The 26,924-nt window shown below is 53.2% G+C and carries 27 protein-coding genes and 1 pseudogene; 13 read left to right on the top strand and 15 right to left on the bottom strand.

The window, feature by feature from the left end; translation table 11 throughout:
- Positions 1–36: 36 nt before the first annotated feature.
- The 4 genes from fdhE to fdnG are packed head-to-tail and all read right to left on the bottom strand — an operon-like array spanning position 37 to position 5,560.
- Positions 37–966, bottom strand: a complete 930-nt coding sequence (fdhE, locus tag ICA20_RS23735) for a formate dehydrogenase accessory protein FdhE (protein ID WP_006686145.1) — start codon at positions 964–966, stop codon at positions 37–39.
- Positions 963–1,598, bottom strand: a complete 636-nt coding sequence (gene fdoI / locus ICA20_RS23730) for a formate dehydrogenase cytochrome b556 subunit (RefSeq protein WP_038635897.1) — start codon at positions 1,596–1,598, stop codon at positions 963–965. The genes fdhE and fdoI overlap by 4 nt, the downstream gene beginning before the upstream one ends.
- Complete coding sequence (gene fdoH / locus ICA20_RS23725) at positions 1,595–2,497, bottom strand: formate dehydrogenase O subunit beta (RefSeq protein ID WP_003028691.1); 903 nt, start codon at positions 2,495–2,497, stop codon at positions 1,595–1,597. Before fdoH ends, fdoI begins: the two co-directional genes overlap by 4 nt.
- A gap of 12 nt (positions 2,498–2,509) precedes the next feature.
- On the bottom strand, positions 2,510–5,560 hold the full coding sequence (fdnG, locus tag ICA20_RS23720; protein ID WP_137350704.1) for a formate dehydrogenase-N subunit alpha: 3,051 nt from the start codon (positions 5,558–5,560) through the stop codon (positions 2,510–2,512).
- Between the two features lie 194 nt (positions 5,561–5,754).
- Here fdnG and fdhD point away from each other — a divergent pair, with 194 nt between their 5' ends.
- Both fdhD and ICA20_RS23710 read left to right on the top strand, forming a co-directional pair.
- On the top strand, positions 5,755–6,606 hold the full coding sequence (fdhD, locus tag ICA20_RS23715; RefSeq protein ID WP_071888059.1) for a formate dehydrogenase accessory sulfurtransferase FdhD: 852 nt from the start codon (positions 5,755–5,757) through the stop codon (positions 6,604–6,606).
- A gap of 113 nt (positions 6,607–6,719) precedes the next feature.
- Entirely contained in the window at positions 6,720–6,932 is a 213-nt protein-coding gene (locus tag ICA20_RS23710; protein ID WP_038635907.1) for a DUF1471 domain-containing protein, read from the top strand.
- Positions 6,933–6,974: 42 nt separating this feature from the next.
- On the opposite strand, the gene ICA20_RS23705 is transcribed toward ICA20_RS23710, so the two are convergent.
- Both ICA20_RS23705 and ICA20_RS23700 read right to left on the bottom strand, forming a co-directional pair.
- Positions 6,975–7,298, bottom strand: coding sequence for an AzlD domain-containing protein (locus ICA20_RS23705; protein ID WP_038635909.1), 324 nt, complete (start codon positions 7,296–7,298; stop codon positions 6,975–6,977).
- Positions 7,298–7,957 carry an AzlC family ABC transporter permease gene (locus ICA20_RS23700; protein ID WP_038635911.1) on the bottom strand — a complete coding sequence of 220 codons (660 nt, stop codon included), beginning with the start codon at positions 7,955–7,957 and terminating at the stop codon, positions 7,298–7,300. Before ICA20_RS23700 ends, ICA20_RS23705 begins: the two co-directional genes overlap by 1 nt.
- Positions 7,958–8,058: 101 nt before the next feature.
- Between ICA20_RS23700 and ICA20_RS23695 the strand changes: the two genes are divergently transcribed.
- On the top strand, positions 8,059–8,607 hold the full coding sequence (locus tag ICA20_RS23695) for an XRE family transcriptional regulator (RefSeq protein WP_038635914.1): 549 nt from the start codon (positions 8,059–8,061) through the stop codon (positions 8,605–8,607).
- A 46-nt stretch (positions 8,608–8,653) separates the two neighbouring features.
- On the opposite strand, the gene rhaM is transcribed toward ICA20_RS23695, so the two are convergent.
- The 5 genes from rhaM to rhaB all read right to left on the bottom strand — a co-directional run bounded on the left by rhaM (position 8,654) and on the right by rhaB (position 13,818).
- A complete protein-coding gene (gene rhaM / locus ICA20_RS23690; RefSeq protein WP_038635917.1) occupies positions 8,654–8,968 on the bottom strand; it encodes an L-rhamnose mutarotase in 315 nt (104 codons plus the stop codon).
- Entirely contained in the window at positions 8,965–10,113 is a 1,149-nt protein-coding gene (gene fucO, locus ICA20_RS23685; RefSeq protein WP_038635920.1) for a lactaldehyde reductase, read from the bottom strand. Before fucO ends, rhaM begins: the two co-directional genes overlap by 4 nt.
- Before the next feature lie 11 nt (positions 10,114–10,124).
- Positions 10,125–10,949 carry a rhamnulose-1-phosphate aldolase gene (gene rhaD, locus ICA20_RS23680; protein ID WP_038635923.1) on the bottom strand — a complete coding sequence of 275 codons (825 nt, stop codon included), beginning with the start codon at positions 10,947–10,949 and terminating at the stop codon, positions 10,125–10,127.
- A gap of 143 nt (positions 10,950–11,092) precedes the next feature.
- Positions 11,093–12,352 carry an L-rhamnose isomerase gene (gene rhaA, locus ICA20_RS23675; RefSeq protein ID WP_038635926.1) on the bottom strand — a complete coding sequence of 420 codons (1,260 nt, stop codon included), beginning with the start codon at positions 12,350–12,352 and terminating at the stop codon, positions 11,093–11,095.
- Positions 12,349–13,818 (bottom strand): rhamnulokinase, encoded by a 1,470-nt coding sequence (gene rhaB, locus ICA20_RS23670; RefSeq protein ID WP_038635929.1) that lies wholly within the window; start codon positions 13,816–13,818, stop codon positions 12,349–12,351. The genes rhaA and rhaB overlap by 4 nt, the downstream gene beginning before the upstream one ends.
- A gap of 300 nt (positions 13,819–14,118) precedes the next feature.
- Between rhaB and rhaS the strand changes: the two genes are divergently transcribed.
- The 5 genes and pseudogenes from rhaS to tssD all read left to right on the top strand — a co-directional run bounded on the left by rhaS (position 14,119) and on the right by tssD (position 18,681).
- A complete protein-coding gene (gene rhaS, locus ICA20_RS23665; RefSeq protein WP_038635932.1) occupies positions 14,119–14,967 on the top strand; it encodes an HTH-type transcriptional activator RhaS in 849 nt (282 codons plus the stop codon).
- A gap of 79 nt (positions 14,968–15,046) precedes the next feature.
- On the top strand, positions 15,047–15,886 hold the full coding sequence (gene rhaR, locus ICA20_RS23660) for an HTH-type transcriptional activator RhaR (RefSeq protein WP_038635935.1): 840 nt from the start codon (positions 15,047–15,049) through the stop codon (positions 15,884–15,886).
- Between the two features lie 182 nt (positions 15,887–16,068).
- Positions 16,069–16,782 (top strand): hypothetical protein, encoded by a 714-nt coding sequence (locus ICA20_RS23655; RefSeq protein ID WP_038635938.1) that lies wholly within the window; start codon positions 16,069–16,071, stop codon positions 16,780–16,782.
- Positions 16,783–16,935: 153 nt separating this feature from the next.
- Positions 16,936–18,083 (top strand): IS3 family transposase gene (locus tag ICA20_RS23650; protein ID WP_096755719.1). Its coding sequence is split into 2 segments (ribosomal slippage): positions 16,936–17,173 and positions 17,173–18,083, totalling 1,149 coding nucleotides; the frame shifts between segments, so codons are not numbered across the junction.
- 117 nt (positions 18,084–18,200) lie between these two features.
- A pseudogene (gene tssD / locus ICA20_RS23645) lies at positions 18,201–18,681 on the top strand (type VI secretion system tube protein TssD).
- Between the two features lie 89 nt (positions 18,682–18,770).
- On the opposite strand, the gene rhaT reads toward tssD, so the two are convergent.
- Positions 18,771–19,805, bottom strand: coding sequence for an L-rhamnose/proton symporter RhaT (gene rhaT / locus ICA20_RS23640; protein ID WP_038635940.1), 1,035 nt, complete (start codon positions 19,803–19,805; stop codon positions 18,771–18,773).
- 288 nt (positions 19,806–20,093) lie between these two features.
- Between rhaT and sodA the strand changes: the two genes are divergently transcribed.
- Together sodA and kdgT are read left to right on the top strand one after the other, a co-directional pair.
- Positions 20,094–20,714 (top strand): superoxide dismutase [Mn], encoded by a 621-nt coding sequence (gene sodA, locus ICA20_RS23635; protein WP_038635943.1) that lies wholly within the window; start codon positions 20,094–20,096, stop codon positions 20,712–20,714.
- Between the two features lie 236 nt (positions 20,715–20,950).
- Positions 20,951–21,934: a 2-keto-3-deoxygluconate transporter gene (gene kdgT / locus ICA20_RS23630; protein WP_038635946.1), complete on the top strand. Its 984-nt coding sequence runs from the start codon at positions 20,951–20,953 to the stop codon at positions 21,932–21,934.
- 41 nt (positions 21,935–21,975) lie between these two features.
- On the opposite strand, the gene ICA20_RS23625 is transcribed toward kdgT, so the two are convergent.
- Positions 21,976–22,872, bottom strand: coding sequence for a dihydrodipicolinate synthase family protein (locus ICA20_RS23625; protein ID WP_038635948.1), 897 nt, complete (start codon positions 22,870–22,872; stop codon positions 21,976–21,978).
- A 152-nt stretch (positions 22,873–23,024) separates the two neighbouring features.
- Here ICA20_RS23625 and yiiM point away from each other — a divergent pair, with 152 nt between their 5' ends.
- Together yiiM and ICA20_RS23615 are read left to right on the top strand one after the other, a co-directional pair.
- On the top strand, positions 23,025–23,726 hold the full coding sequence (gene yiiM / locus ICA20_RS23620) for a 6-hydroxyaminopurine reductase (RefSeq protein WP_038635951.1): 702 nt from the start codon (positions 23,025–23,027) through the stop codon (positions 23,724–23,726).
- Positions 23,726–24,127 (top strand): membrane protein, encoded by a 402-nt coding sequence (locus ICA20_RS23615; RefSeq protein ID WP_038635954.1) that lies wholly within the window; start codon positions 23,726–23,728, stop codon positions 24,125–24,127. Before yiiM ends, ICA20_RS23615 begins: the two co-directional genes overlap by 1 nt.
- Before the next feature lie 64 nt (positions 24,128–24,191).
- Here the strand turns inward: ICA20_RS23615 and cpxA are convergent, their stop codons facing one another.
- Positions 24,192–25,565: an envelope stress sensor histidine kinase CpxA gene (cpxA, locus tag ICA20_RS23610; RefSeq protein ID WP_038635957.1), complete on the bottom strand. Its 1,374-nt coding sequence runs from the start codon at positions 25,563–25,565 to the stop codon at positions 24,192–24,194.
- Positions 25,562–26,260 carry an envelope stress response regulator transcription factor CpxR gene (gene cpxR / locus ICA20_RS23605; protein ID WP_038635960.1) on the bottom strand — a complete coding sequence of 233 codons (699 nt, stop codon included), beginning with the start codon at positions 26,258–26,260 and terminating at the stop codon, positions 25,562–25,564. Before cpxR ends, cpxA begins: the two co-directional genes overlap by 4 nt.
- A 150-nt stretch (positions 26,261–26,410) precedes the next feature.
- Here cpxR and cpxP point away from each other — a divergent pair, with 150 nt between their 5' ends.
- Positions 26,411–26,911 carry a cell-envelope stress modulator CpxP gene (gene cpxP / locus ICA20_RS23600; protein WP_038635963.1) on the top strand — a complete coding sequence of 167 codons (501 nt, stop codon included), beginning with the start codon at positions 26,411–26,413 and terminating at the stop codon, positions 26,909–26,911.
- Positions 26,912–26,924: the final 13 nt, after the last annotated feature.

The following is a 26,924-nucleotide window of genomic DNA, read 5'->3' as shown; positions in this document are numbered from 1 at the left end:
CAGCCAGGTTCACTTACCGAGGGAAGATCTTAAAACCTACTCCCCTTCACCCGGGAATAAGAACGGGTTGATGGAGCTGCGGGCAAAGCCTTCTTGCTCCATGTGGGCGTCCAGCATCAGTGACGCGAGGTCGTCGGCCACGGCCTCGACTTTCGGGTCTTTTTCCTGGTAGAGAATCTTCAGGTAAGTCCCGCAGTCGCCGCAGCTTTCCGCTTTAATTGCCGCCTGCTCGTTATCCAGCGACCAGTAGTTCAAATCGCGGCTCTGTTCGCAGTTGCTGCACTTCACGCGCACCACGTGCCATTCGGTTTCGCACAGGTTGCAGTGCAAATAACGTAGTCCCTGCGTTGTGCCGATTTGCACCACGCTGGAGACCGGCATCGAACCGCATACCGGACAGAACTGGCGTTGTTCGCCGTACTCAGCGCGCGCTTTGCCGGGGATCAGGCTTGCCATCTGTGCCCAGTAGAGCGACAGCGCAGCCCAAATAAACGGGGCTTTGTCGCTGCTGACGGAGGCAAAATCTGAGGCAAACAGCGCGCTGGCCATCAGCTCCAGTTCCTGCTCAGAGGCTTTTTCCAGATTCTCAATTACGGCCAGTGCAGGGCCGCTCATCTCCGGCTTCAGCTCAGCAATTAGCGATTGCAGCAGTTTTTGCCAATGTTTGTCGCGTGGCAGGACGTGGATATCCAGCGGCGGCTTGCCCTGATCGTTCGCTTCTTTGATACGAGCGGTCAGATCCATCTGCAGCGGATGATCGTACAGCACCACTTCTTGTGCGTGGGCGATCAGCGCGGCAAAGCGCAGATAATCGCCCAGCGGGTTGTTTTCGGCCAGCTCGCGCAGACGTTCAGCACGGCGGTTATACAAATTTTTGAGTCTGGGGAACAATAACGGCGGAATCATATCCGCCGTGCGTTTCTCGCTCGAACCCAGCTCATCTTGCGGGATTATGCGAATACTCATTCAGATGATTTTTCCTGTTTCTGGCGGACTTCACGGTACCAGCGCGGATGATGTTTCTTCGCCCACGATTTAGTAACCCATCCCTCCACCATCGCGGTAATGGTGCCTTTCACCCAAAGGGCGGCGTAAATGTGCACCATGATAACCACAATTAACGCTACTGCGGCAAATGAATGCAGCATTAACGCGAATCGGATCACCGGGATTGAGAAAGCAGGCGCAAAATAAGGACGCCAGATGATCACTCCGCTCACCAGTAACAGCACCAGGAAGATAATCGCCGCCCAGAATACGCATTTCTGGCCGAAGTTATAACGTCCCGTGTCACCTACTTCCTCGTTGACGACAATCTTACGAATATTCTTCGCCCAAAAGATATCATCCCGATTGATTAGATTGTGGTGCCAGTAACGGAAAAACATGATGATAAACGAGGCAAACATGATCACGCCGACAAACGGGTGCACAATTCGCGCCAGTTGCGGCGTGCCCATGATGTGCATCAGCCAGTTAAAAGACGGGAAGAGAAAACCCATCCCGCTCACTGCCGCCAGAATAAAGCAGAAGGCGGTTACCCAGTGGTTGATGCGTTCCGGCGCCGTGTAGCGCACGATGGTGTCACGTCGTTTCATTTGCGCACCTCGTCTTTCTCTTCATGCAGATTGTCTTCTTCCTCTTCCGCACGGTTTGGACCCACACCGACGTAGTGGAAGATACTGGCCGCAAACGTCGCTGCGAAGCCGACCGCTGCCAACGGTTTCCAGATGCCTTTCCAGAACTTCACGGTGGCGCTGATTTCCGGGTTCTCCGGCAGACCGTGGTACAGATTCGGCTTGTCGGCATGGTGCAATACGTACATCACATGCGTACCGCCAACGCCTGCCGGATCGTACAGGCCCGCGTTTTCGTAGCCACGCGTTTTCAGTTCCGCCACGCGCTCACCGGCCAGCGTTTTCATCGACTCTTTGGTGCCGAAATGAATCGCCCCGGTTGGGCAAGTTTTCACGCAGGCCGGTTCTTGCCCGACCACCACACGGTCGACGCACAGCGTACATTTGTAGACGCGGTTGTCTTCCGGGTTGAGGCGCGGCACATCGAACGGACAGCCAGCAATGCAGTAGCCGCAGCCGATGCACTGCTCGGACTGGAAGTCGACGATGCCGTTGGCATACTGAATGATTGCGCCTTCAGCCGGGCATGCCTTCAGGCAGCCTGGATCGGCGCAGTGCATACAGCCATCCTTGCGGATCAGCCACTCAAGTTTGTCGTTCTGTTCCACTTCCGAGAAGCGCATCACCGTCCAGGATTTGGCGGTCAAATCAGCCGGGTTATCGTACACCCCAACGTTGTTGCCCACTTCATCACGGATGTCGTTCCACTCGGAACACGCAACCTGACAGGCTTTACAGCCGATACAGGTCGTGACGTCGATAAGTTTCGCCACCTCTTCCTGGTGATCCCGCGCCTGAGGCGCGGGGGTGAAACCGTTAGTGGCGGATCGACGAATGATGTCTTGCGATTGATAAGCCATAGGTCGTCTCCGTTACACCTTTTCCACGTTCACGAGGAAGGACTTAAATTCCGGCGTCTGCGTGTTCGCATCACCGACGAATGGCGTTAACGTGTTAGCGATAAAGCCTTTTTTCGCCACACCTTCGTAGCCCCAGTGAATCGGAATACCGATGGTATCGATATCCTTACCGTTGGCCTGTAGCGTACGAATACGTTTGGTCACCACTGCTTTGGCCTTGATGTAGCCGCGGTTAGAGGAAACTTTAACGGTATCGCCATGGGAGATGCCGAGCTTATTCGCCAGCTTCTCGCCAATTTCCACAAACTGCTCCGGCTGGGCGATGGCGTTCAGCAACGCATGCTTGGTCCAGTAGTGGAAGTGCTCGGTCAGACGATAGGTTGTACCGACATACGGGAACTTATCCGCTTTACCCAGCGCTTCCGCGTCACCTTTAAAGATACGCGCGGCAGGGTTAGAGATAACGTTCGGGTGCAGCGGGTTAGTGCCGAGCGGCGTTTCAAACGGCTCGTAGTGTTCCGGGAACGGTCCTTCCGCCATCTTATCAATAGCAAACAGGCGTCCCATCCCTTCCGGCTGCATGATGAACGGCCCGACGTCAGTACCCGGTGCGGCGGCGCTGTAGTCTGGAATATCCATCCCGCTCCATTTCGCGCCATCCCATTTCAGGATCTGACGTTTTGGATCCCACGGATTCCCCTGCGGGTCTGCGGAAGCACGGTTATAAAGAATGCGGCGGTTAAGCGGCCATGCCCAGGCCCAACCCAGCGTATTGCCAAGGCCCGACGGGTCGGCGTTATCGCGTCGCGCCATCATATTACCTTCCGGCGTCCAGCTACCGGCAAAAATCCAGCAGCCGCTGGAGGTCGTGCCGTCATCGCGCAGTTGGGCGAACGAGCTGAGCTGTTGGCCTTTCTTGACGATTACCGCGCCGGTTGCCGGGTCGATAATATCAGCCAGCGCTTTCCCGTTGCTCTCCATCGCCACTTCTTCCGAAGCCGGTTCATGCGGTGTAGAGTAGTTCCAGGTCATGCTCAGCACCTGTTCCGGGTTCGCGCCACCTTGTTCGGCATACATCTTGCGCAGACGCAGGAAGATACCGGCGAGGATTTCGCCATCGGTTGCGGCAATCCCTGGGGCATCCGCGCCTTTCCAGTGCCACTGCAGCCAGCGACCAGAGTTGACGATCGAACCGTTCTCTTCGGCAAAGCAGGTGGACGGCAGACGGAATACTTCGGTCTGGATTTTCGACGGATCAACATCGTTCGACTCACCATGGTTCTGCCAGAAGGTGGAGGTTTCGGTGTTGAGCGGGTCGATAGTGATCAGATACTTCAGTTTGGACAGTGAAGCCACGACCTTGTTTTTGTTCGGGAATGAGGCGACCGGGTTAAAGCCCTGGCAGATATAGCCATTCACTTTGCCCTGGTTCATCATCTCGAAGTACTGCAGGACGTCGTACCCTTTATCCCACTTCGGCAGCCAGTCGAAGCCCCAGCTGTTTTCCGCTGTCGCTTTATCGCCAAAGAAGGCTTTCATCATCGAAACGAAGAATTTCGGGTAATTGCCCCAATAGTTTACCTGGCCTTCCAGCAGCGGTTTTGGCGTGTTGGCGGCAAGGTAGGTTTGCAGGTCGGTCTGTTTTTCGCTTGGCAGCGTCAGATAACCCGGCAGACTCTGTGACAGCAGACCAAGGTCGGTCAGTCCCTGAATGTTGGAGTGACCACGCAGGGCGTTAACGCCGCCGCCGGCCATGCCCATGTTGCCGAGGAGCAACTGGATCATCGCCATCGTACGGATGTTTTGTGCACCCACGGAGTGTTGCGTCCAGCCCAGCGCGTACAGGAACGATGCAGTTTTGTCTTTGGCGCTGGTTTCTGCGATGTATTCACAGACCTTCAGGAAATCGGCCTTCGGCGTACCGCAGATATTCTCTACGACCTCCGGCGTATAGCGGGAGACGTGCTGTTTGAGCAGGTTCCATACACAGCGCGGATGTTGCAGAGTCACATCGCGTTTGGCGAAGCCGTTTTCATCCAGCTCATAGTTCCAACTGGTTTTGTCATACTTGCGTTTGTCCGCGTCGTAGCCGGTAAACAGGCCATCTTCGAAGCCATAATCCTCACGCACGATCAGGCTGGCGTTGGTATAGGCCTCGGTATATTCGCGGTTGAATTTTTCGTTATTCAGCAGGTACAGCATGACGCCTGACAGGAAGGCAATGTCAGTACCGGAACGAATGGGGGCATAGAAATCAGCCACCGCTGCGGTGCGCGTAAAGCGAGGATCAATGACAATCAGCTTGGCGCCGTTGTGAATTTTCGCTTCCATCGCCCAGCGGAACCCGACCGGGTGAGCTTCAGCGGCGTTACCGCCCATCACCACAACGAGGTTGGCGTTTTTAATGTCGACCCAGTGGTTGGTCATCGCACCGCGACCAAATGTTGGAGCAAGACTTGCTACCGTTGGTCCGTGTCAGACACGCGCCTGGTTGTCGACCGCGAGCATACCCAGCGCGCGGGAGAATTTTTGCGTCAAATAGCCGGTTTCGTTACTGGAAGCGGATGCACACAGCATCCCGGTAGAAAGCCAGCGGTTAACGGTTACGCCTTCGGCGTTTTGTGCAACGTAGTTAGCGTCGCGGTCTTCTTTCATCAGCTTAGCGATGCGGTCGAATGCCTCATCCCAGCTAATTTGCTGCCACTTATCTGAGCCTGGTGCGCGGTATTCCGGGAATTTCAAACGGCTTTCAGAGTGGATGAAGTCCACAAGACCTGCGCCTTTCGGGCACAGCGCGCCGCGGTTCACCGGGTGATCCGGGTCCCCTTCAATATGGAAAATGGATGCTTTGGCGTTTTTTGCTCCGTCACCGAGGCTGTACATTAACAGCCCACAGCCAACGGAACAGTAGGTGCAGGTGTTACGGGTTTCGCGGGTGCGCAGCAGTTTATATTGCCGTGTTTCCGCTAGCGCTACACCGGGTGCAAAGCCCAGTGCCGCAGCCGTGGTGCCTGCCATACCGCCAGCGCAGATCTTAAAGAACTGCCTTCTGCTGACCTGCATGGTTTGCTCCTTGTTTCGACATTGTCACGTTCCCTTCGCATTTCTGCCATGCCAACGCGTGGGAAGTGGTTGTTATTTTTCTTTGCGGACGGGACCGCAAAGGTCCAGAATTGGGTGAATTTCCCTCCGTCCAGGAGGGATTTGTAAAGAATACCACAATGTTGGTATGCGTGTTCCAATATGGTTAAAAGAAAGTGAATAAGATTATTCAAGAAAACATTAAGAATGTGACATCTCCGACAGGATCGCGCCAATTGACGCTCTGGAAGCGCGAGGATTTGCAACATCCTCAGCCTGATGAAGTCGCTGAAGAAGTGCCTGTTGCGCTGGTCTATAACGGAATTTCACACGTGGTGATGATGGCGTCACCGAAAGATCTTGAGCATTTCGCGATGGGTTTTTCACTTTCTGAAGGCATTATTGAGTCCCCGCAAGATATTTACGGGATGGACGTGGTTCCTTCCTGCAACGGATTAGAAGTTCAGATTGAGCTATCCAGCCGCCGTTTTATGGGGTTGAAGGAGCGTCGTCGCGCACTGGCTGGTCGCACCGGTTGTGGCGTTTGCGGCGTGGAGCAGCTCAATGACATCGGCAAACCGGTCCAGCCTCTGGCATTTACCCGGACTTTTGATCTGGCGCTCCTCGATAACGCCTTAAGGCATCTCCATGATTACCAGCCCGTGGGGCAACTGACCGGCTGCACGCACGCGGCGGCATGGGTACAGCTTTCAGGTCATCTGGCAGGTGGACATGAAGACGTTGGGCGTCATGTCGCGCTGGATAAACTGCTGGGGCGTCGGGCGCTCGAAGGGGAAACCTGGCAACAGGGCGCGGTATTAGTTTCCAGCCGCGCCAGCTACGAGATGGTGCAGAAGTCGGCAATGTGCGGCGTGGAGATTTTGTTTGCCGTTTCTGCGGCGACAACGCTTGCTGTGGAAGTTGCCGAACGCTGTAACCTGACGCTGGTGGGTTTTTGTAAACCGGGCAGGGCGACGATCTATACGCATCCGGAGCGTCTGGTGATAGCGCAATCTGAATTCAAATAATTTGAATAAGATTGGCAAATCCTTCCGCTTTTAGTTGTGTGATGAGATGGCTATTATTTATCACATCAAGGCACGGTGCCTTACTCAAACAACTAAGTTAAAGGGTTTATATCATGAAAAGCATCAAAACTTTTGTCGCAGTTATCGCTCTGGCTACTTCTTTCGGTTCATTCGCTGCTCAGACTGTTACCGCAACGGGTTCTACGCTGGAAAGTGCTGAAGCAAGCATTGCCGCTCAGGCTGAACGTGCAGGCGCCAGCGATTATAAAATCACCCAGGCTTACACCGGTAACCGCGTGCACATGACCGCTGAACTGCTGAAATAAGATACCTCAGTACTGTAGAAAGAGCGCCTTTGAGGCGCTTTTTTAGTTTATGCCCGCCATCCTCAACAGCGCGGTCACCACAGCGGCGGCAACGATCACCACGATCAGCGGCATTTTGCGCCAGGCGAGAAAGACCGCGAAGCCAACCCCAAGAACACGCGCCATTCCAGCAAAGTGTTCACCTTCATAAAAGGTGGTTGCCAGCGCGACGGAAAACAGCAATACCGTTGCGGCATCAGAAAGCAGGGCCTGCGAGCGTTCCGAGAACGCTAAACGACTCCCCAGTTTTGCTCCGCCTAAACGCATTAAATACGTTCCCAGAGATAATATGGCGATACCAACGATAAACAGCGTCATGTTGCCCATTATTTTTTCCTCGTCAGTAAACCAAACAGTGAGAGCAGTACCGGCAGGCCCACCGGCGCGAAAGGTATAGATGCGAGCGACAGCGCGGCACCGCTACAGGCGCGGATCAGCGTGGTCCGATTTTTAAAGGCCGGAACCACTAACGCCAGCAAAATGGCCGGGAAAACGGCATCCAGACCGATGGTTTCCGGGGCCGGGAGCAGTTTGCCGACACCTGCGCCAATCAGCGTGCCAATTGGCCAGAAAATGGCGACGCCCAGGCCGCATAGCCAGTAGGCGGCTTTACGCTGTTCCGGCGTTTTTTGCGACAGGCCGAACACTACGCTTTCGTCGTTCATGATATGGCAGCCGAGGAAACTGGCGGCCCGGGAGCCCACCAGGTCACGCACCGTGACGCCAAACGGCACGTGCCGGGCGTTCACCAGTAAACCGGCAGCCGCAGCCGCCAGGGGGTTACCGCCGCTGGCGACGATGCCGATAAACATAAACTCGGACGCGCCAGCCAGTACCGTTATAGAAAGCACAAACGGTACCCACAGCGGGAAACCGTAAGCCATTGCCAGCGAGCCATATGACATGCCGACAACGCCGACGGCCAGACAAACGAGAAATATTGCTTTCAGCGTGTCGCCTTTGAGACAGGAAAAATAATGTTTCATACCATTTTAGCCATATCGAACGAATTTCCATTATAATGAACGCAACCATTTGGCTTTACAAGTCGAACAATTCGTTCGATATAAAAAACATGGAGTCGTGAATGACCCAGCCCATCAGTATGATCGCGAAAAGCCTGGTGCGTGAACGTCAGCGCACCGGTTTGTCACTGGCAGAGATTGCCCGCCGCGCGGGGATTGCAAAATCGACGCTCTCACAGTTGGAAGCAGGAAATGGCAACCCTAGCCTGGAAACGCTGTGGTCGCTGTGTGTGGCGTTGGATATCCCTTTTGCGCGCCTGCTGGAGCCGCAGGAGCAAAAAACGCAGGTGATTCGCCGCGGCGAAGGGACAAAAGTGGTGGCGGAACAGGCCCACTATCAGGCCATTTTACTGGCCGCCTGCCCACCGGGCGCGCGGCGGGATATCTATTTGCTGCTGACGCAACCGGGCGCGGATCGTATTTCACAGCCGCATCCACCGGGATCGGTTGAACATATTATCGTGACACAAGGTAAAGCGATGGTGGGATTGACGGAAGCGCCGGAGGAGTTAAGCGAGGGCGACTACATTTGTTACCCCGCCGATCGGGCGCATATCTTTAAAGCGCTGGAGCCGGATACTCAGGCTATTCTGGTTTCTGAGCAGAACTAACTGCTATGTTGCGTTGTGCCGGATGCGGCGCATCCGGCCTACAAGATTATTGCAGATAAAACACTTCTTTTAGCTCTGTGCTGACCGGGCTGTTGTCCGGGTTGGCTGGCATAACGTCGCGCATATGTTTCCACCAACGCTGGCAAACGTCGGTGCTGGCAACGGCATTCCAGCGCTCCTCGGACTCTATCTCAACGGTGGCGAACAGCAGATTACGCTCCTGATCGAGATAAATCGCGTAGTGATGCGCGCCGTGTTCTTTCAGTACTGATTCCAGTTCTGGCCAGATGGGATTGTGCCGACGTTGGTACTCAACGTGCGCGTCGGCGTTTACCTGCATCACAAACGCTTTGCGGATCATAACGCCTCCAGATACAGCTCGCGGACTTCATCGCGGCTGGCGATGCGCGGGTTACACGGCGCGCATGGATCGGCCAACGCTTTATCTAACCAGCCTTCAATATCCTCTTTGGTCACGCCAAGCTGGCTGAAACCGGCTGGAATACCTACCCGCTTGCTCAGGGCGCGAATGGCGTTGATGGCTTCCATGCTTGCCGCTTTATCGCTCATGCCGCGGGTATCGACGCCCATCGCCTGCGCCACGCGGGCAAAGCGAGCCTCGGCGTTCGGTCGGTTAAAGTTTTCGATTATCGGCAGCAGGATGGCGTTGCAGACGCCGTGTGGCAGGTTGTGGGTTGCGCCCGGCTGGTGCGCCAGCGCATGCACCAGACCAAGACCGGCGCTGTTAAATGCCATACCCGCCAGATATTGACCAAATGCCATTTGCTCACGGGCTTCGAGGTTGTGGCCATCATCGACCGCTTTCGGTAGCCACAGATTAATCAGGCGAATGGCCTCCAGCGCATTGGCGTCAGTGAGTGGGTGCGCGCCGACGGAAACATAGGCTTCCACCGCGTGAGTCAGGGCGTCCATGCCGGTTGCGGCGGTAACGGAAGCCGGGATTTCCAGCATCACGCTGGCATCATCCACGGCGATATCCGGGATGATGTTCGGGTCGATGATCACCTCTTTAACCTTGCGAGCAGAGTCGATAATCACCGCATTGCTGGTCATTTCTGCAGCAGTGCCGGCGGTGGTATTGATGGCGACCAGCGGAACGCCGGCATTTTTCACTTTGCCCACGCCGGAGTATGCGGTAGAAGGGCCTGGGTTGGCGGTCAGGATTTTCACTGCTTTAGCGGTATCGATCGGACTGCCGCCGCCAAAGGCGATAATGTAGTCACATTCTGCGCTCTGATACGTCGCAAAACCTTTCTGCACCAGCTCTTCTGTCGGGTTTGGGAATACCTCATCAAACAGGTGGTAAGACATTTGATGTTCATCCAGCGCGCTAAACAGGCTATCCAGCAGGCCCAGTTTCACCAATTGACCATCGGTAACAATCAGCGCTTTGCCCCATTGCTTATTCGCCACGAGGTTCACCATATCGGCAATCGCTCCAGCGCCATGCAGGCTAATTTTGGGTAGTGCCAACATAAAGCTCATCACTATTCTCCTTATAATGCTAGTGCGCTTGCCAGCGGAGTCACGCCAAAACGTTTGCCGAGTGCGACCAGTTCTTCACGCGTGATGGTCTGCTTCATACCGCCCATCGAATAGATTTTGACTAAAACCTCAGCGGATTTCTCAGCGGTATCGATCAAACCGAATGCTTCATCGAGGGAGGGGCCGCTGCCGAACACACCATGGAACGGCCACAGAACAAGCGAATGCTTCTGCATTTCCTGCGCGGTCGCCTGGCCGATTTCATCCGTACCCGGCACCATCCACGGCAAAATGCCGACGCCATCCGGGAACACCACCAGGCACTCGGTGCTGCCTTCCCACAGTTTGCGGGTGATCAGCGCGGTGTTGTTTTCCAGCACATAGGTCAGGGCGATCAGGTTGGTGGCGTGGCAGTGCATGATCACGCGATCTTTGCCGTTCGTCGCTTTAATGCGTTCGCAGTGAGAGAGGAAGTGGGCTGGCAATTCGGAGGTTGGCACCGCTTCGTGGGTCAGGCCCCAAAGGATGTGATAGCCCGCACCGTCGCTGTCCACTTTCACTACGCCTAAATTTGCCGCCGGATCGAGCTGAACGTTCCGGAAAAATTTACCCGAGCCGGTGACGATAAATGGCGTATTCGCCAGCAATGGCATGGGTTGACTCAGCGAAATATAGCGCGGTTTGTCGTGGAAATCGCCGCTAAATGGCGTGATGTCTGCTTCATCCAGGCGCAGCGTCAGGTTGCCGCCGTTACGTTCATCCCAGCCTTTCAGCCACGCATCGGATGTGGCTTTGATCATCCCCTGGACAAACCAGGAATGAGTAATGTTCTGCATGTTCGGTGCTCCCATTTATTGCCCGAAGGTTATCGGGTCTTACGTAGGCCGGATAAGCGCAGCGCCATCCGGCAATCGTGTTTTATTTATTGCCGGATGGCGACGCGGGGCGTCTTATCCGGCCTACAGATCAGGTGTCGCTATTAGCTACGTTTGCTCAGGATCTCTTTTTCATAGGCGCGAACGCTATCCAGCCACTGGCTGCCCGCTGGTGTGTCGTGGCGCTGACAATACATTTCCCAGACGGCCTGCCACGGCAGTGATTTTTGTTCTTCCAGCAGGGCCAGACGTGCGGTGTAGTCGCCGCTGGTTTCGAGCTGACGCAGTTGCTCGGTTGGTTCTAACAGCGCGCGCAGCAGGGCTTTTTTCATATTGCGGGTGCCGATAACCCATGCCGCGATGCGGTTAATGGAAGCGTCGAAGAAGTCGAGACCGATGTGTACGCGATCAAACAGGTTGTGACGGACGATTTCGCTGGCAATCGCCTGAGTTTCATCATCCAGCAGCACCACGTGATCGCTGTCCCAGCGCACCGGACGACTGACGTGCAGCAGCAGGCGCGGTACATACAGCATGGCGGCGGAGATTTTGTCGGAAATCACTTCAGTCGGATGGAAGTGTCCCGCATCCAGGCACAGCGCGGTCTGGCGGCTGGTGGCGTAGCCCATATAGAACTCGTTGGAGCCGACGGTGTAGCTTTCGGCGCCGATGCCAAACAGCTTGCTCTCAACGGCGTCAATATGGTGCGCCGGGTTGAGTTTCTCGCTGATCACTTCGTCCAGTGCTTCCAGCAGGCGCTGGCGCGGCGCTAAACGGTCAACGGTGATATCTTTCATACCGTCCGGGATCCAGATGTTCATTACCGACGGCGTACCCAACTGTTCACCAAAATACGCCGAAACGCGACGGCTGGCTTTGCAGTGGTCAATCCAGAACTGGCGAATGTGGTCATCGGCATGGGCCAGCGTGAAGCCGTCGGCGCTCAGCGGATGAGAAAAGCAGGACGGGTTGAAATCCAGCCCTAACTGGTTTGCTTTCGCCCACTCAACCCAGTTTTTGAAGTGTTCCGGTTTGATTTGGTCGCGGGCAACCGGCGTATCGGATTCCAGATAGATCGCATGCAGATTCAGGCGTTTTGGGCCCGGTATCAGGCTCAGCGCCTGCTCCAGATCGGCACGCAGTTCGGTCGCGTTGCGCGCTTTGCCCGGATAATTGCCGGTAGCCTGAATTCCGCCAGTGAGCGAGCCTTCCGGGTTTTCGAAACCGGCGACGTCATCGCCCTGCCAGCAGTGCATGGAGACCGGCAGACGATCGAGCTGGCGTAAGGCCGCCTCGACATCAATACCTACCGCGGCGAAACGCAGTTTTGCCAGTTCCCAGGCTTGTTCAAGTTGAGTGGTCATGCGCAAAGCTCCTTTGTCTGTCGTAGTGATTGAAACTGCGCCTGGTAGTGGGCAATTTCACTTTCCGGATTGGGAATGAAGGTGGTCAGGTCGTAGTTGGCGCGCACTACCTGACGGAAATCATCGACGTTGTTAAGCTCGTCCAGCGTCATCAACTGGATGCCGATGTTGCCGAGCGTGGAGGCCTCAATCGGCCCGGACATAACGCGAATACCGCAGGCATCCGCGCACAGCTGATTCAGTAACGCGTTCTGGCAACCGCCACCAACAATGTGCAATTGGCTAAACGCTGCGCCACGCAGGTCCGCCAGCTCTTGTAGAATGTCGGCATACAGCAGCGCCAGGCTGTCGAAGATACAGCGCGCCAGTTCGGCGTTTTGCAGAGGAACAGGTTGGCCCGATTCACGACAGGCCGCCTGAATTTCCGCACTCATATCGTCGGGGTTGATAAAGCGATCGTCGTTCGGGTTTATCAGGAACTGGCAAGCCGGCAGCGTTTGCGTTTCGGCGATAAGCGTTGGCAGGTCGTCGATCTGACGCTCTTTTAATACGCGCTGGAGCAGCCATAGTCCCATGATATTTTTCAGTACCCGGTAGCGCCCTTCCGCGCCGCCTTCGTTGGTAATATTCGCCATCAACGCCGCATCGTTGGTATACGGCGTTCTGCTCTCAAACCCCATCAGCGACCAGGTGCCGGAAGAGAGATACGCGCTGTTTTTATCGGCGAGCGGCGAAGCAATGACCGCGCTGGCCGTGTCGTGACTGGCAACCGCCACGACCGGAATTTGATTTTTCTGCGGGCAAATCCAGTGGCCAATGACGTTCCCCGGATGCGTCGGGCGACCAAACCAGGCTTTGTCTGCCCCGGTCCACGCCAGCAGCGTGTCGTCCCAGTCGTCGGTATTGATATTGACTAACTGGGTGGTGGTGGCATTGGTGTATTCCCAGTTCATTTCACCGGTCAGGCGAAAACTGAAGTAGTCGGGGAGCAGCAGGGCATGCGCCACCTGCGGGAGCAATTCTGGTTGCTGTTCAACCAGCGCGCGCAACTGATACAGGGTGTTAAAGGGGAGAAATTGAATACCGCTACGCCGGTAAATCTCGTTTTTACCCGGTTGCACCATCGCCTGCGACATAATGCCTGTCGTGCGATTATCACGGTAAGAGATCGGCAGACCGACGCGCTGACCGGCGTTATCGACCAGCACGTAATCCACACCCCAGGTATCAATGCCGATGCTGTCTATCCGAATGCCTTCATCGCAGACTTTCTTCAGACCCAGACGAATGTCGTTTTCCAGGCTGTCGATGTCCCAGGTGTCAAAACCGTCCGTTTTTTGTAGGCAGTTAACGAAGCGGTGGATTTCACGCAGCGTCAGGGTGCGGTGTTCACTGTCGTAACGCGCCAGCATTACGCGCCCGCTGGATGCGCCGAGATCGACAGCGACACAATGGCGAAAAGTCATAGCGAGGTCCTTCTGAGTTTTATTGCACTCAGTCTAAGAACCCCCGATAAGACGTACCTTCTTAACAGTGACAGGCACAATTAGCGGCTGGCAACATGGCAAAGGTGAACGTGATGATGTTCACAGTTTCTACTCATGGGGCGGATTCGGGCAGATGTGACGCCTTCCGCAATTCCCGATCTTTCCCACCGTATCTTGAAGAATTGACCATGTTTACGCACTTTGGCGTCAAAAATTTAAGGTGAGGGTAGTAACCCTTAATTACTATTCAGCCATATTCGCTAAACAGGGGGAGCCGTCATGACTGTACTGCATTGCGTAGACTTTTTTCCGACAGGTAAAGCGCCAGTGGCTATTGAACCGCGGCTTCCTCAACCCGCGTTTCCTGAACATCATCATGATTTTCATGAAATTGTGGTGGTCGAGCATGGTACGGGGATCCACGTGTTCAACGGGCAACCGTATGCCATCAGCGGTGGTACGGTGTGTTTCGTCCGCGATCATGACCGGCATTTATATGAACATACTGACAATTTGTGTCTGACCAATGTCCTGTATCGCTCCCCGGATGCGTTTCAATTTTTAGCCGGGCTGAATCAGCTTTTACCTCAGGAACAGAATGGGCAGTACCCATCCCATTGGCGGGTAAACCAGGGGGTACTACAGCAGGTCCGACAGTTGGTGGGGCAAATGGAAGCGCTCGGTGAAGGAATGGATACGCCGACGGCGGCAAATCGTGAAATTTTGTTTATGCAGCTACTGGTCGTGTTGCGTAAAAGCAGCCTGATGGCAGCGGCAACCGATAACGATGCGCGGCTTAACCTTCTGATGGCGTGGCTGGAAGATAACTTTGCTGACGAGGTGTGCTGGGAGGCGCTGGCCGAAAAGTTTTCGCTCTCTTTGCGCACACTGCACCGCCAGCTTAAACAACAAACGGGATTGACGCCCCAGCGCTACCTTAATCGCCTGAGGCTTATTAAAGCGAGACATCTGCTTCGTCATAGTGAGGACAGCGTGACGGATATCGCGTATCTCTGCGGTTTCGGCGACAGTAATCACTTTTCGACGCTTTTTCGCCGAGAGTTTAATTGGTCGCCACGCGATATTCGTCAGGGGCGCGATCTCATTGCGGGAAGCAGCCTGCAGTAACGCGAAAGCTATCAACGTTTTTTACCGCCGAATCTCAGATAATCATGTTCCTTAACGCCGGATGGCAGGGAATATTGTGATGGCGAATCAGCTAATCCTTCTGACATCAGACTTTTTCGCGCATGAGCAGCAGGCTGTCGCCGTGGCTGACCGTTATCCGCAGGATGTCTTTGCGGAACATACCCATGAATTTTGCGAGCTGGTCCTGGTCTGGCGCGGCAATGGTCTGCATGTTCTTAACGATCGTCCGTACCGGATAACCCGTGGCGATCTGTTTTACATTCGCGCTGAAGACAAACATTCCTACACTTCCGTAAATGACCTTGTTTTGCAAAATATCATCTACTGCCCGGAGCGGTTAACGCTGAATGTTGACTGGGAAAGGGCGATCCCCGGATTTAACGGTACGCCACGGCAGCCGCACTGGCGACTCGGCAGCGTTGGCATGACTCAGGCCAGGCAGGTGATAAGCCAGCTTGAGCATGAAAGCAATCAACGCGATGCGCAGGCTTTTAACATGGCGGAACTGCTGTTCGGGCAACTGGTGACCCTCCTTAAACGCCATCGTTATGCGACAGATACGCTCCCGGCAACGTCGAGTGAAACACTGTTGGATAAACTCATTACCGCATTAGCCGGGAGTCATGAGCATGCTTTCGAACTGGATAAATTTTGCGAGCGCGAACAGTGCAGCGAACGCGTTTTGCGCCAGCAGTTTCGCAGCCAGACCGGGATGACCATCAACCAGTATCTCCGCCAGGTGCGGGTTTGCCATGCTCAGTATCTGCTCAAGCACAGCCGGTTAATGATTAGTGAGATTTCCATGCGCTGTGGCTTTGAGGACAGTAACTACTTTTCGGTGGTGTTTACGCGGGAAACCGGGATGACGCCGAGCCAGTGGCGTCATCTGGCTGAGTGAGTAACCATGATTACGTCGGATATCAAGATGATAAAATCTGACAGCGATCCCTCCAAAAATTGAAAATTTCGCGATGGCTCACTTCTGTAAATAAAGCCTAAAATAGGAATAACGACCATTATCAGGAGAGAATGATGAGCGTATGTTGAAATAATTTACCAGAAATTATTGGGCGTTAAACAATGCAGGCTTCTGACTATTTAAGAATGAAATTTCAAAATGACAGGCGGCTGGCGCTAACCACTCAGAATGCGGTTGGTGGAGTTTTGCAGTCAGCCCGGGGAGTTGCTTCAGATATATATTCGGGTATGGAGCGAGCTAGTTGGTATTCATCATGCTTTATACCGCAATACAATGATGTTTGTCAGGAGTTAAAGACTGAAGAAATAAGAACACTCTATTCCATAGAGTCTATATATAGATATCGTGATGTAATTGCATATATGCTCTATTTGTACTTCAAAATGATAAGTGATGATGTTGATGAAGGTAATCCAGAAGGTTCGGCGCGTCAGTTAATCAGAAAAATGTCAGCAATAGCTTCTCATATGAATATTGCAGGAGGGACCAGGTACGCTTTTGCTTCCGCGGCTTCTCTTGCGTTGTCTCAGTCTGGTTTCATGTCTAAAATCATTGTTGAACGTCTATCTGCAAAGCTACCACAAGCAGTATTCGTGCTTCAGTTTTTCGGCGTTCAACAAAAGTGTGCGCTTGCTGCCCGTCATCTAAAAGCAGTGGATTCAGATTATTATTGGATTTTATATCAGGCAAAGCTTGAAATGCTTTATTATTTTGTCGAACCAGCAATTTCCAAAATGATTAGCAGAGAAAAGTCTCAACTCTTCTCAAATCTTGATGACTTAGCTGATTTTTTACAGGGGGATTTTAGTGTTTAAGAGTTTGATAACACTTTTATTAGAAGGTGTAGTGTTTCCAGTTCTGGTAATAGGCTTTGGTTTATTATGGCTTCATCTGTTCCCTAAATATGAATCGCCACGGGTTTAACAGACACCTCAGAGTCATTTAAGATGGCTTAAAGAGAGGTGCCCATGAGCGGTAAGCGTTATCCCGAAGAGTTTAAAATTGAAGCAGTCAAACAGGTTGTTGATCGCGGTTATTCTGTTGCCAGCGTTGCAACACGTCTCGATATCACCACCCACAGCCTTTACGCCTGGATAAAGAAGTACGGTCCAGATTCTTCCACTAATAAAGAAGAGTCAGATGCTCAGGCCGAGATCCGCCGTCTCCAGAAAGAGCTGAAGCGGGTTACCGACGAACGGGACATATTAAAAAAAGCCGCGGCGTACTTCGCAAAGCTGTCCGACTGAGGTACGCCTTTATCCGTGACAACACCTGTTGCTGGCCTGTTCGCCTGCTCTGTCGGGTGCTGGATGTTCATCCCAGTGGTTTTTACGCCTGGCTTCAGCAGCCGCATTCACAACGCCATCAGGCAGACCTGAGGCTGACAGGGCAGATTAAACAGTTCTGGCTGGAATCGGGATGCGTCTATGGTTATCGCAAAATCCATTTGGATCTGCGGGACAGCGGGCAACAGTGCGGAGTGAACAGAGTCTGGCGACTGATGAAACGTGTCGGGATAAAGGCTCAGGTCGGATACCGGAGCCCGCGGGCACGTAAAGGCGAGGCCAGTATCGTGTCGCCCAACAGGCTCCAGCGACAGTTCAATCCGGATGCTCCGGATGAGAGTTGGGTAACGGACATAACCTACATCAGGACCCACGAAGGCTGGCTGTATCTTGCCGTGGTTGTTGATCTGTTCTCACGCAAAATTATCGGCTGGTCCATACAATCCCGGATGACAAAGGACATTGTCCTGAACGCACTGCTGATGGCTGTATGGCGGCGTAATCCCCAAAAACAGGTGCTGGTTCATTCGGATCAGGGCAGTCAGTACACAAGCCATGAGTGGCAGTCGTTCCTGAAATCACACGGCCTGGAGGGCAGCATGAGCCGTCGCGGTAACTGCCATGATAATGCGGTTGCAGAAAGCTTTTTCCAGTTGTTGAAACGTGAACGGATAAAGAAAAAAATCTACGGAACGCGGGAAGAAGCCCGCAGCGATATTTTTGATTACATCGAAATGTTTTATAACAGTAAGCGTCGGCATGGTTCTAGCGAACAGATGTCACCGACAGAATATGAAAACCAGTATTATCAACGGCTCGGAAGTGTCTAGATTATCCGTGGCGATTCAATATTGTTTATTGCTAACATTAATTACACTTATTATTCTGATGTGGTTGTTTCCCCGATTGACTTCACGGTTCACCAAGTTTAAATAAAAGGAGTTTAAATGTCTAACCCAGCTTATTTGTGGCTAACAGATGAAAATGGTTCTCCTATGTCAGGCTCATCTCTGGTTGTCGGACGTGTCGGAGCTATTGAAATAAAGTCACTGACTCACAACATCAATATCCCGGTTGATAGTAATACAGGGCGCCTAACGGGTACGCGAATTCATGCACCCATCATGTTTCAAAAAGAATTCGACCGGGTTACACCTTTTTTGTACAGAGCATTAAGTACCGGAGCTACGCTCAAATCAGCGACGATACAAAATGTACTCAATTAATGAAGCAGGGATTGAAAAGGAATATTTCAACATCATTCTTCACAACGTAAAGCTTACGTCCATCACGCCTGATTTGTATCCCGGCTCATCAACAGGTACACATCTTGAAACGGTACTGCTTCGCTACGAGAAAATCACCTGGAAGCATTGCGATGGTAATATCATCTATACCGATGAATGGAATCACCGTACTACCTATTAAAAAATTAATCTGGCAAATAAAAATTTGTGTGTATCAAACTAACGATAGATGACGCCGAGCCAGTGGCGTCATCTCAGTACCCAGCATGCTTAGCTGGCCATTCCCAGACCAACAATGTTTGCCGCGACAATAATTACCACGCAGCCAAGACTCAGTACGCTGACCGGACGTCGACCCGCATTTTTCCACTCTTTCAATACCAGACCAACAATCCCGCCGCACAGGACATAGAAACTCATGTGCAGCATCCAGCTTACATAGTCATACTGTGCCGGAATACGCGCGTGACCCCAGGCGTAGAAGAAAAATTGCAGATACCACATCAAGCCACCGAGCGCGGAGAGTAGCACGTTGCTGATGATCAGCGGTTTTGCCAGCGAGAAGTCGGCTTTTATCGACAAGTTCTTCACTTTTGCCAGACGAATAAAGCAAAAACCCAGGTTGACCAGCGCACCACCGCCCATGATAACCACATAGCTGGGCAGAGCGACATACAGTGGGTCCACACCCAATGTGGCGGCGGCATCGTGCATCGGTTTCGCGGCGTTCATCGCAAATGACATCCCCGCGGAGAAAATGCCGCACATGACCGCCAGAACCAACCCTTTTTTCAGGTTGAACTCTTCGACTTTGATGCCCATTTTGCGTTCTTTTAATTGACCCGCACGGGTAACAATGCCCACGCCAATCAATGCGACCAACACGCCAAGCAGCGTCATGCGTCCGCCGGAGGTATTGATCAGCACATCAAAGTTGCCGTTGATAATCGGGGTCATCAGCGTGCCGACAATCAGCGTAATACCTATCGCAATGCCGATACCCATCGACATACCGAGATAGCGCATGGTCAGGCCATAGTTAATGTTGCCAATCCCCCACATCGCCCCGAAAAGAAATACCGGGGCCAGTGTGGAAAGGCTGAAGGAACTGAAGTAGGCCCAGAAATTGGGAAGTAACATCGCGCTGATAGTCCACGGAAGGATAAGCCAGGAGACGATCCCGCCTACCGACCACATCGTTTCCCATGACCAATGTTTGACCTGCTTGAACGGGGCATAGAAACAAGCTGCACTGGCTGCGCCTATCAAATGCCAAAAGATACCCATCGTAATCGCGTTACTCATGACTTAATCCTCGTTATTTTTTATCGTCGGTAATGACCCCTCCGACCTGACGAGTTTAAAAATTACGCAGGGTATTAACCTTTTAACGCTTGCCGCCATTTTGCGCATGTTGGCAATCATCACGTTAAGTGGGTGATTCGGTTCACATCTTTTACAATAAACTGATCGATTAAAACCTTGTAAAAAGTACGGCATTGATAATCATTTTCAATATCATTTAATTAACTATAATGACCCAACTGCTTACGCGGCGTTAACACTGGCCGCCCGACAACACTGGAGATGATTATGAGTTATACACTGCCATCCCTGCCGTACGCTTATGATGCCCTTGAACCGCACTTCGATAAGCAGACGATGGAAATTCACCATACCAAACACCACCAGACTTACGTAAACAACGCAAACGCTGCGCTGGAAAGTCTGCCTGAATTCGCCAGCCTGTCGGCTGAAGAGCTGATCACCAAACTGGATCAACTGCCAGCGGACAAGAAAACCGTACTGCGTAACAACGCCGGCGGCCACGCTAACCACAGCCTGTTCTGGAAAGGCCTGAAAACTGGCACTACGCTGCAGGGCGACCTGAAAGCGGCTATCGAACGTGACTTCGGCTCTGTTGACAACTTCAAAGCTGAATTTGAAAAAGCAGCGGCCACCCGTTTCGGCTCCGGCTGGGCGTGGCTGGTTCTGCAAGGTGACAAACTGGCTGTTGTTTCCACCGCTAACCAGGATTCCCCGCTGATGGGTGAAGCAATTTCTGGCGCTTCTGGCTTCCCTATCGTCGGTCTGGACGTTTGGGAACACGCTTACTACCTGAAATTCCAGAACCGTCGTCCGGACTACATTAAAGAGTTCTGGAACGTGGTTAACTGGGACGAAGCAGCAGCGCGTTTCGCCGCTAAAAAATAAGTTCTACGCTTAAATAATGCCCCTGCAAGCGCTGCTTGTGGGGGCTTTTTTGTGATCAAAATCAACATGGGAACGATGATCCATTTAAATTGAAACAATGTTTTATTGTGCGGGTGGGATCACTTTTATAATTCCTCTGAATGTCTATCTTCTGTTCATCAAGACGGGCGCATCTCAAAAGCAAGATGCAATCGCCCATAAAAATTGCCCCATTTTTATGTCTACAGGTGATGGAAATGCAGATCAAACGAACGATAGAGAGAATCCCTGGCGGGATGATGCTGGTGCCGCTTTTCCTCGGCGCGTTATGTCACACCTTTTCACCCGGCGCCGGGAAATATTTCGGCTCATTTACCAACGGTATGATCACCGGTACGGTGCCTATTCTGGCGGTCTGGTTTTTTTGTATGGGCGCGTCGATTAAGCTAAGTGCAACCGGCACCGTGCTGCGTAAATCCGGCACGCTGGTCATCACCAAAATTTTGGTGGCGTGGGTGGTGGCGGCAATTGCCTCACGCATCCTGCCGGAACACGGTGTGGAAGTCGGGTTCTTCGCCGGGTTGTCCACGTTGGCGCTGGTGGCCGCCATGGATATGACCAACGGTGGGCTGTACGCCTCGATTATGCAGCAGTATGGCACCAAAGAAGAGGCCGGGGCATTTGTCCTGATGTCTCTGGAATCAGGCCCGCTGATGACCATGGTTATTCTGGGAACCGCCGGGATTGCTTCGTTTGAACCGCACGTGTTTGTGGGGGCTGTATTACCATTCCTGATTGGCTTTGCGCTGGGTAATCTGGACCCTGAACTGCGGGAGTTCTTCAGCAAAGCGGTGCAGACGCTGATCCCGTTCTTCGCCTTCGCGCTGGGTAACACCATCGATTTGAGCGTGATTGCGCAGACCGGCGTGCTGGGGATTCTGCTGGGCGTGGCGGTGATTATCATCACCGGGATCCCATTGATTATCGCCGATAAACTGATTGGCGGCGGCGATGGAACGGCGGGGATTGCCGCTTCCAGCTCAGCGGGTGCGGCGGTTGCCACGCCGGTACTGATTGCTGAAATGGTTCCGGCATTTAAACCGATGGCGCCAGCGGCAACCTCTCTGGTGGCGACCTCGGTGATTGTGACCTCCATTCTGGTACCGATTATCACGTCCATCTGGTCGAAAAAGGTCAAAGCCAGGGCGGCGGAAATTGATCTTCGTGGTACCGTGAAGTAAGCCTCTTTTGCCGGATGGTCTGCGCCATCCGGCTTAGTCAGTTAACCTTTGACGACGAACACCTCATCAATAGTCCGACATTCCCCCTCATTCAACTCTCCGCCAGCATTACGTGACACGCCGGTGCAGTAGCCAAACTTACGCGATACCACGGTTTTGATGGTGGTGACAAAATCTTCGCCAATGGCGTAGATGGACATATAGGTGCCAATCTGGTCCTGAATATCGCGAAGCGTCGCCAGGTCGCCCTGCTTAAACGCCTCCCGCGCGCTGACAAACAGTTCCGGCATGACGTTGTTCAACCCTGAAATAATCCCCGCCCCGCCTGCCAGCAGGTTAGGAATGTAGTATTCGTCATAACCGGACAGTACGGCAAAATCTTCCCGCACGGCGCGCGTTGTCTGAATCATACTGCGGGTATGTGACTGACAGTCGACGGTATCTTTGATGCCTGCGAAATTTGGGAACTCGGCAGCGAGAGTGGCAACCAGCTCCGGCGTTAAATCACAGCCGGTACGCGCCGGGAAATTATAGGCAAACCATTTACCGCTGAGTTTCTGTCCCAACTGGCGGAAGTAGCTCAGCAGCTGTTTCGCCGTTTGTCCGTAGTAGTAAGGCGGCAGGATCATCACGGCATCATAACCTGCGCGATACGCTTCCTGCGCCATCAACAGAACATCATTCTGGCAGGTGGATGAGACGTTGGCGACCATCTTCAGCGAGCTCATGGCCCGGGCTTCACGGATCAGCAGCAGTCGTTCTTCGAGCGTAAAGGAAGCAAACTCCCCGATGCTGCCCATCAGCAAAATCACGTCGATTTTGGCCTCGGTTAAACGTTTGAGATGCTGGCTCAGACCGTTGAGATCGATCTTGCCGTCATTGTCCATTGGCGTAATGGCAGGGCACCAGACGCCAGCAAATTGCGATTGACCAGTCACGTAGTCGACTCCTTATTTGAAATGATGTTTCAAAACCAGCTTACATTGATAGCATGTGTCCCTAAGCTTCATGTGAACCGTGCTCTCATTTTGAGCGACTGGGATAAAATAAATATGGTGTAATGGGGGAAATTTATCGGGAGAGGGAACAGATGCGATATCCGGTCGATGTTTTTACAGGCAAGATTCGGGACTACACGGGAAGTCGTCCCAGCGCGATTGCTAAAGTTCAGGTCGATGGTGAGCTGATGCTGACCGAACTGGGCCTGACGGGGGATGAACAGGCGGAAACGAAAATTCACGGCGGGCCGGATCGCGCGCTGTGCCACTATCCGCGTGAACACTATCAGCACTGGAGACAAGAGTTTCCGGAGCAGGCGGAGTTGTTTGTCGCGCCCGCTTTCGGCGAAAACCTCTCCACTGAGGGGCTGACGGAAGAGAATGTGTATATTGGCGACATTTTCCAGTGGGGAGACGCGCTGATTCAGGTCACACAGCCGCGCTCGCCGTGCTTTAAGCTGAATTTCCATTTTGGCATTAGCGATATGGCCAGCCAGATGCAGAATGCGGGCAAGACGGGCTGGCTATGCAGCGTCATCGCTCCCGGTCAGGTTTCGACGGACGCGCCGTTGATCCTGGCGTCACGCGTCAGCGACGTCAGCGTGCGCGAGGCGATTGCCATTGCCTGGCATATGCCGTTTGATGACTCGCAGTATCACCGTTTACTGTCGGCTGCCGGGTTATCGAAGAGCTGGACCAGAACGATGCAAAAGCGCCGTTTAAGCGGCAAGATCGAAGATAATGCCAGAAGACTATGGGGCGGCAATCCCCCTCAGGAACGAAAGGAAGAGTAATGACTGAATCTGAAAATGCGGTGGCGATCGTTAAAGAATTTTTGATTGCTTCTATGATCCCAGACGCTGAACGCGCTGCGACGTTTATGCACCCAGCGGTAAAAATTACCTTTACCGGGCGGCGTGAAATGGCGGGTGCCGCAGATATTGTTCTCTTTAACGGCGAACGCTATAAGCGGGTAAAAAAATTGTTGGGCGAATTCGATGCGGTAATGCGCGAAGAATGTGTGGTCGTTTATTCTAACGGCACGCTGTATGGCGAGTGGCCGGATGGACGTGCATTTGCGGGTAATCGTTATATCGATCGTTTTGAAGTCCGAGGCGGTAAAATTACCCATATGGATGTTTGGAACGACAGCGCTGAGTGGATCCTCGCACCGGAAATTTCCCGTCAGGCATAAAGCCCACAGTTCGCTTGTGTAAGATAATTAAAAAATTGGCCTACATAACGTAGGCCGATAGCTGTTAAGCACGTTTGTACAGCGGTAACCAAATCACCAGCCGTAAACCACCCAGCGGGCTGTCTTCGGCCTTCACCCAGCCACGATGCTGCTGGATCGCGGTTTCCACAATCGCCAGACCCAGCCCCGTTCCGCCAGACTCGCGATCGCGCGCCTCATCGGTACGATAGAACGGACGGAAAATCTGCTCCCGGTCTTCAGGGCTAACGCCCGGGCCATCGTCGTCCACGGTGATGGTGATCCCGTCTTTATCCACCGCGAAGCCCACTTCAATCTGCGTGTGTGAATAGCGCAGGGCGTTGCGCACAATGTTTTCCAGTGCGCTTTCCAGCGCATTTGGGTTACCGTACAGCGGCCACGGACCCGGCGGGAAATTCACCGTGAGCGATTTACCCATCTGCTCGGCTTCAAAGGCGGCGTTATCCAGCACTTCGCCCCATAGCTGATTGGCTTTCACCGTTTCACTGACCAGCGCGTTTTTCTGCTGATTACGTGACATCACCAGCAGGTCGTTGATCATGCTGTCCAGCCGGTGCGCTTCTGTTTCAATGCGCTCCAGCTCCTTGCTCTCGCCATTACGACGACGCAGCAGGGCAGTGCCCAGTTGCAGACGCGTCAACGGCGTTCTCAACTCGTGAGAGATGTCCGACAGCAGGCGTTGCTGCGTGGTCATCATCCGCTCCAGCGCCGTCACCATCTGGTTAAAGCTGGCGCCCGCCGCCAGAAACTCCTGCGGACCGGCTTCCAGTTCCGGATGCTGGCGCAGGTTGCCCTGGGCCACTTCATCTGCCGCGTTTTTCAACTTACGCGCCGGTTTCGCCAGACTCCAGGCAAGCCAGAGCAATAACGGAGAGCTGACTAACATGGTGACGATCAGCAACAACAGCGGTCGGTCGAACAGCAGGTTGATAAAGTCAGATTGCGAGCTGCTGGCAGGTCGAATGAGATACAACTGGTAGTTATCTTCACCGTCTCTGACGGAAAAAGGCCCGACCATCTCAACGCGACCGTATTTTTTCTTTTGCGGATGGTCGGCGTTATCGGCCTGACCAATAAAGTTACGAATGATCTGCATTTCGTTGCGTTCTGCGCCGATCACGCGTCCTTCCGTGGTAACAAGTAATAACCGCTGTCCTGGCGGCGCCCACTTGTCTATCGCCCGAAACAAGCGACGCCACCACATCAAATCGTTGGGTGGATCGTTCGCCAGTTCAGCTTCAACGTGTTGCTCAATCATCAACCCCTGACGCTGCTCGCTGTCCAGTAGCTCGGTCATTTGACGTGAGTCGAGCTTGGGTAGCATCAGTACCAACATCAACACCAGTGCCAGCGTCAACCAGAAGATGGCAAAGATGCGTGCGGTTAAACTCCCTATCATGAAGCGGAGACCATCAGGTAGCCGCGACCACGCAGCGTTTTAAACCACGGATGCCCATCTTTACGCTCTGGCAGCTTACGACGCAGGTTCGAGATATGCATGTCGATCGCGCGATCGAAAGGCGTCAGGCGTTTGCCCAGCACTTCCTGGCTCAGATGTTCACGCGAAACCACCTGGCCGAGATGCTGCGCCAGCAAATAGAGCAGGGTGAATTCGGTGCCGGTTAGCTCCAGAGTTTGCCCGTCGAAGCTGGCTTCCTGGCGACCAGGGTTGAGGCTTAACGCATCCACTTCCAGAGTCGGCGAACCGTTGTCGCTGCTCTGCTGCTGTTCGCTCCAGTGCGAGCGACGCAGAATAGCGCGGATGCGCGCGACCAGTTCGCGGTCGTTAAACGGTTTCGGTAAATAGTCGTCCGCGCCCAGTTCAAGGCCGAGAACGCGATCCAATTCGCTGCCGCGAGCGGTCAGCATGATTACGGGGGTCTGGTGTGTCTGGCGAAGCGCTTTCAGTGTATCGATGCCGTTTTTCTTCGGCATCATGACGTCGAGCAAAAGTAAATCGATGCTGTCATCCAGAAGCTCGAGCGCCTGTTCCCCATCATGGGCAACCAGCACATCGAAACCTTCCATTTCGAGCAACTCCTTTAACAGGGAAGTCAGCTCTCGGTCATCATCAACTAACAGGATTTTATTCATTGTTTACGTACCTCCGAGGCAGAAATTACGTCATCAGGCGTCGCTAATCTATGACTTTACGTTGTTTTACACCCCCTGACGCATGTTTGCAGCCCGAATCGTAAACTGTCTCTCGTTGAATCGCGACAGAAAAGATTTTGGGAGCAAGTGATGGGCAAAGTTACCGCTGCCGTCATGGCCTCAACGCTGGCATTCAGTACCTTAAGCCATGCAGCTGAAGTCGTCACAGGCGATCACTGGCACCTGGGTGAAGGCTCCGCGCAACGCAGCGTACAGAGCCACATGTTTGACGGTATCAGTTTAACCGAACATCAACGTCAACAGATGCGAGATTTAATGCAGCAGGCAAGACACGAACAGCCTCCTGTTAATGTTAGCGAAATGGAGACAATGCATCGCCTTGTCACCGCAGAGAAATTTGACGAAAGCGCTGTGCGCGCTCAGGCAGAAAGAATGGCGCAAGAACAGGTTGCCCGCCAGGTTGAAATAGCCAGGATTCGCAACCAGATGTATCGCCTGTTAACGCCCGAGCAGCAAGCGGTTTTAAATGCGAAACATGAACAACGAATGGAGCAACTGCGCGACGTCGCGCACTGGCAAAAAAGCTCATCGTTGAATTTATTGAGTAGTAGCAACTCACGTTCCCAGTAGTAACCCTGTTTTC

The organism is Citrobacter sp. C5_2 (assembly GCF_014596845.2).
GTDB lineage: Bacteria > Pseudomonadota > Gammaproteobacteria > Enterobacterales > Enterobacteriaceae > Citrobacter > Citrobacter werkmanii.
The sequence above is the reverse complement of the archived record's forward strand: the minus strand, read 5'-3'. Positions and strand labels throughout refer to the sequence as shown.

Excerpts from the sequence above, each read along its gene's own strand:
- cpxP (WP_038635963.1), top strand. The coding sequence starts at position 26,411 with ATGGGCAAAGTTACCGCTGCCGTCATGGCCTCAACGCTGGCATTCAGT.
- rhaS (WP_038635932.1), top strand. The coding sequence starts at position 14,119 with ATGACTGTACTGCATTGCGTAGACTTTTTTCCGACAGGTAAAGCGCCA.
- fdhE (WP_006686145.1), bottom strand. The coding sequence starts at position 966 with ATGAGTATTCGCATAATCCCGCAAGATGAGCTGGGTTCGAGCGAGAAA.
- ICA20_RS23710 (WP_038635907.1), top strand. The coding sequence starts at position 6,720 with ATGAAAAGCATCAAAACTTTTGTCGCAGTTATCGCTCTGGCTACTTCT.
- fdoI (WP_038635897.1), bottom strand. The coding sequence starts at position 1,598 with ATGAAACGACGTGACACCATCGTGCGCTACACGGCGCCGGAACGCATC.
- kdgT (WP_038635946.1), top strand. The coding sequence starts at position 20,951 with ATGCAGATCAAACGAACGATAGAGAGAATCCCTGGCGGGATGATGCTG.
- fdoH (WP_003028691.1), bottom strand. The coding sequence starts at position 2,497 with ATGGCTTATCAATCGCAAGACATCATTCGTCGATCCGCCACTAACGGT.
- ICA20_RS23655 (WP_038635938.1), top strand. The coding sequence starts at position 16,069 with ATGCAGGCTTCTGACTATTTAAGAATGAAATTTCAAAATGACAGGCGG.
- rhaR (WP_038635935.1), top strand. The coding sequence starts at position 15,047 with ATGGCGAATCAGCTAATCCTTCTGACATCAGACTTTTTCGCGCATGAG.
- rhaB (WP_038635929.1), bottom strand. The coding sequence starts at position 13,818 with ATGACTTTTCGCCATTGTGTCGCTGTCGATCTCGGCGCATCCAGCGGG.
- ICA20_RS23700 (WP_038635911.1), bottom strand. The coding sequence starts at position 7,957 with ATGAAACATTATTTTTCCTGTCTCAAAGGCGACACGCTGAAAGCAATA.
- yiiM (WP_038635951.1), top strand. The coding sequence starts at position 23,025 with ATGCGATATCCGGTCGATGTTTTTACAGGCAAGATTCGGGACTACACG.
- rhaT (WP_038635940.1), bottom strand. The coding sequence starts at position 19,805 with ATGAGTAACGCGATTACGATGGGTATCTTTTGGCATTTGATAGGCGCA.
- ICA20_RS23615 (WP_038635954.1), top strand. The coding sequence starts at position 23,726 with ATGACTGAATCTGAAAATGCGGTGGCGATCGTTAAAGAATTTTTGATT.
- cpxA (WP_038635957.1), bottom strand. The coding sequence starts at position 25,565 with ATGATAGGGAGTTTAACCGCACGCATCTTTGCCATCTTCTGGTTGACG.
- rhaD (WP_038635923.1), bottom strand. The coding sequence starts at position 10,949 with ATGCAGAACATTACTCATTCCTGGTTTGTCCAGGGGATGATCAAAGCC.
- ICA20_RS23705 (WP_038635909.1), bottom strand. The coding sequence starts at position 7,298 with ATGGGCAACATGACGCTGTTTATCGTTGGTATCGCCATATTATCTCTG.
- sodA (WP_038635943.1), top strand. The coding sequence starts at position 20,094 with ATGAGTTATACACTGCCATCCCTGCCGTACGCTTATGATGCCCTTGAA.
- ICA20_RS23695 (WP_038635914.1), top strand. The coding sequence starts at position 8,059 with ATGACCCAGCCCATCAGTATGATCGCGAAAAGCCTGGTGCGTGAACGT.
- rhaM (WP_038635917.1), bottom strand. The coding sequence starts at position 8,968 with ATGATCCGCAAAGCGTTTGTGATGCAGGTAAACGCCGACGCGCACGTT.
- cpxR (WP_038635960.1), bottom strand. The coding sequence starts at position 26,260 with ATGAATAAAATCCTGTTAGTTGATGATGACCGAGAGCTGACTTCCCTG.
- fucO (WP_038635920.1), bottom strand. The coding sequence starts at position 10,113 with ATGAGCTTTATGTTGGCACTACCCAAAATTAGCCTGCATGGCGCTGGA.
- rhaA (WP_038635926.1), bottom strand. The coding sequence starts at position 12,352 with ATGACCACTCAACTTGAACAAGCCTGGGAACTGGCAAAACTGCGTTTC.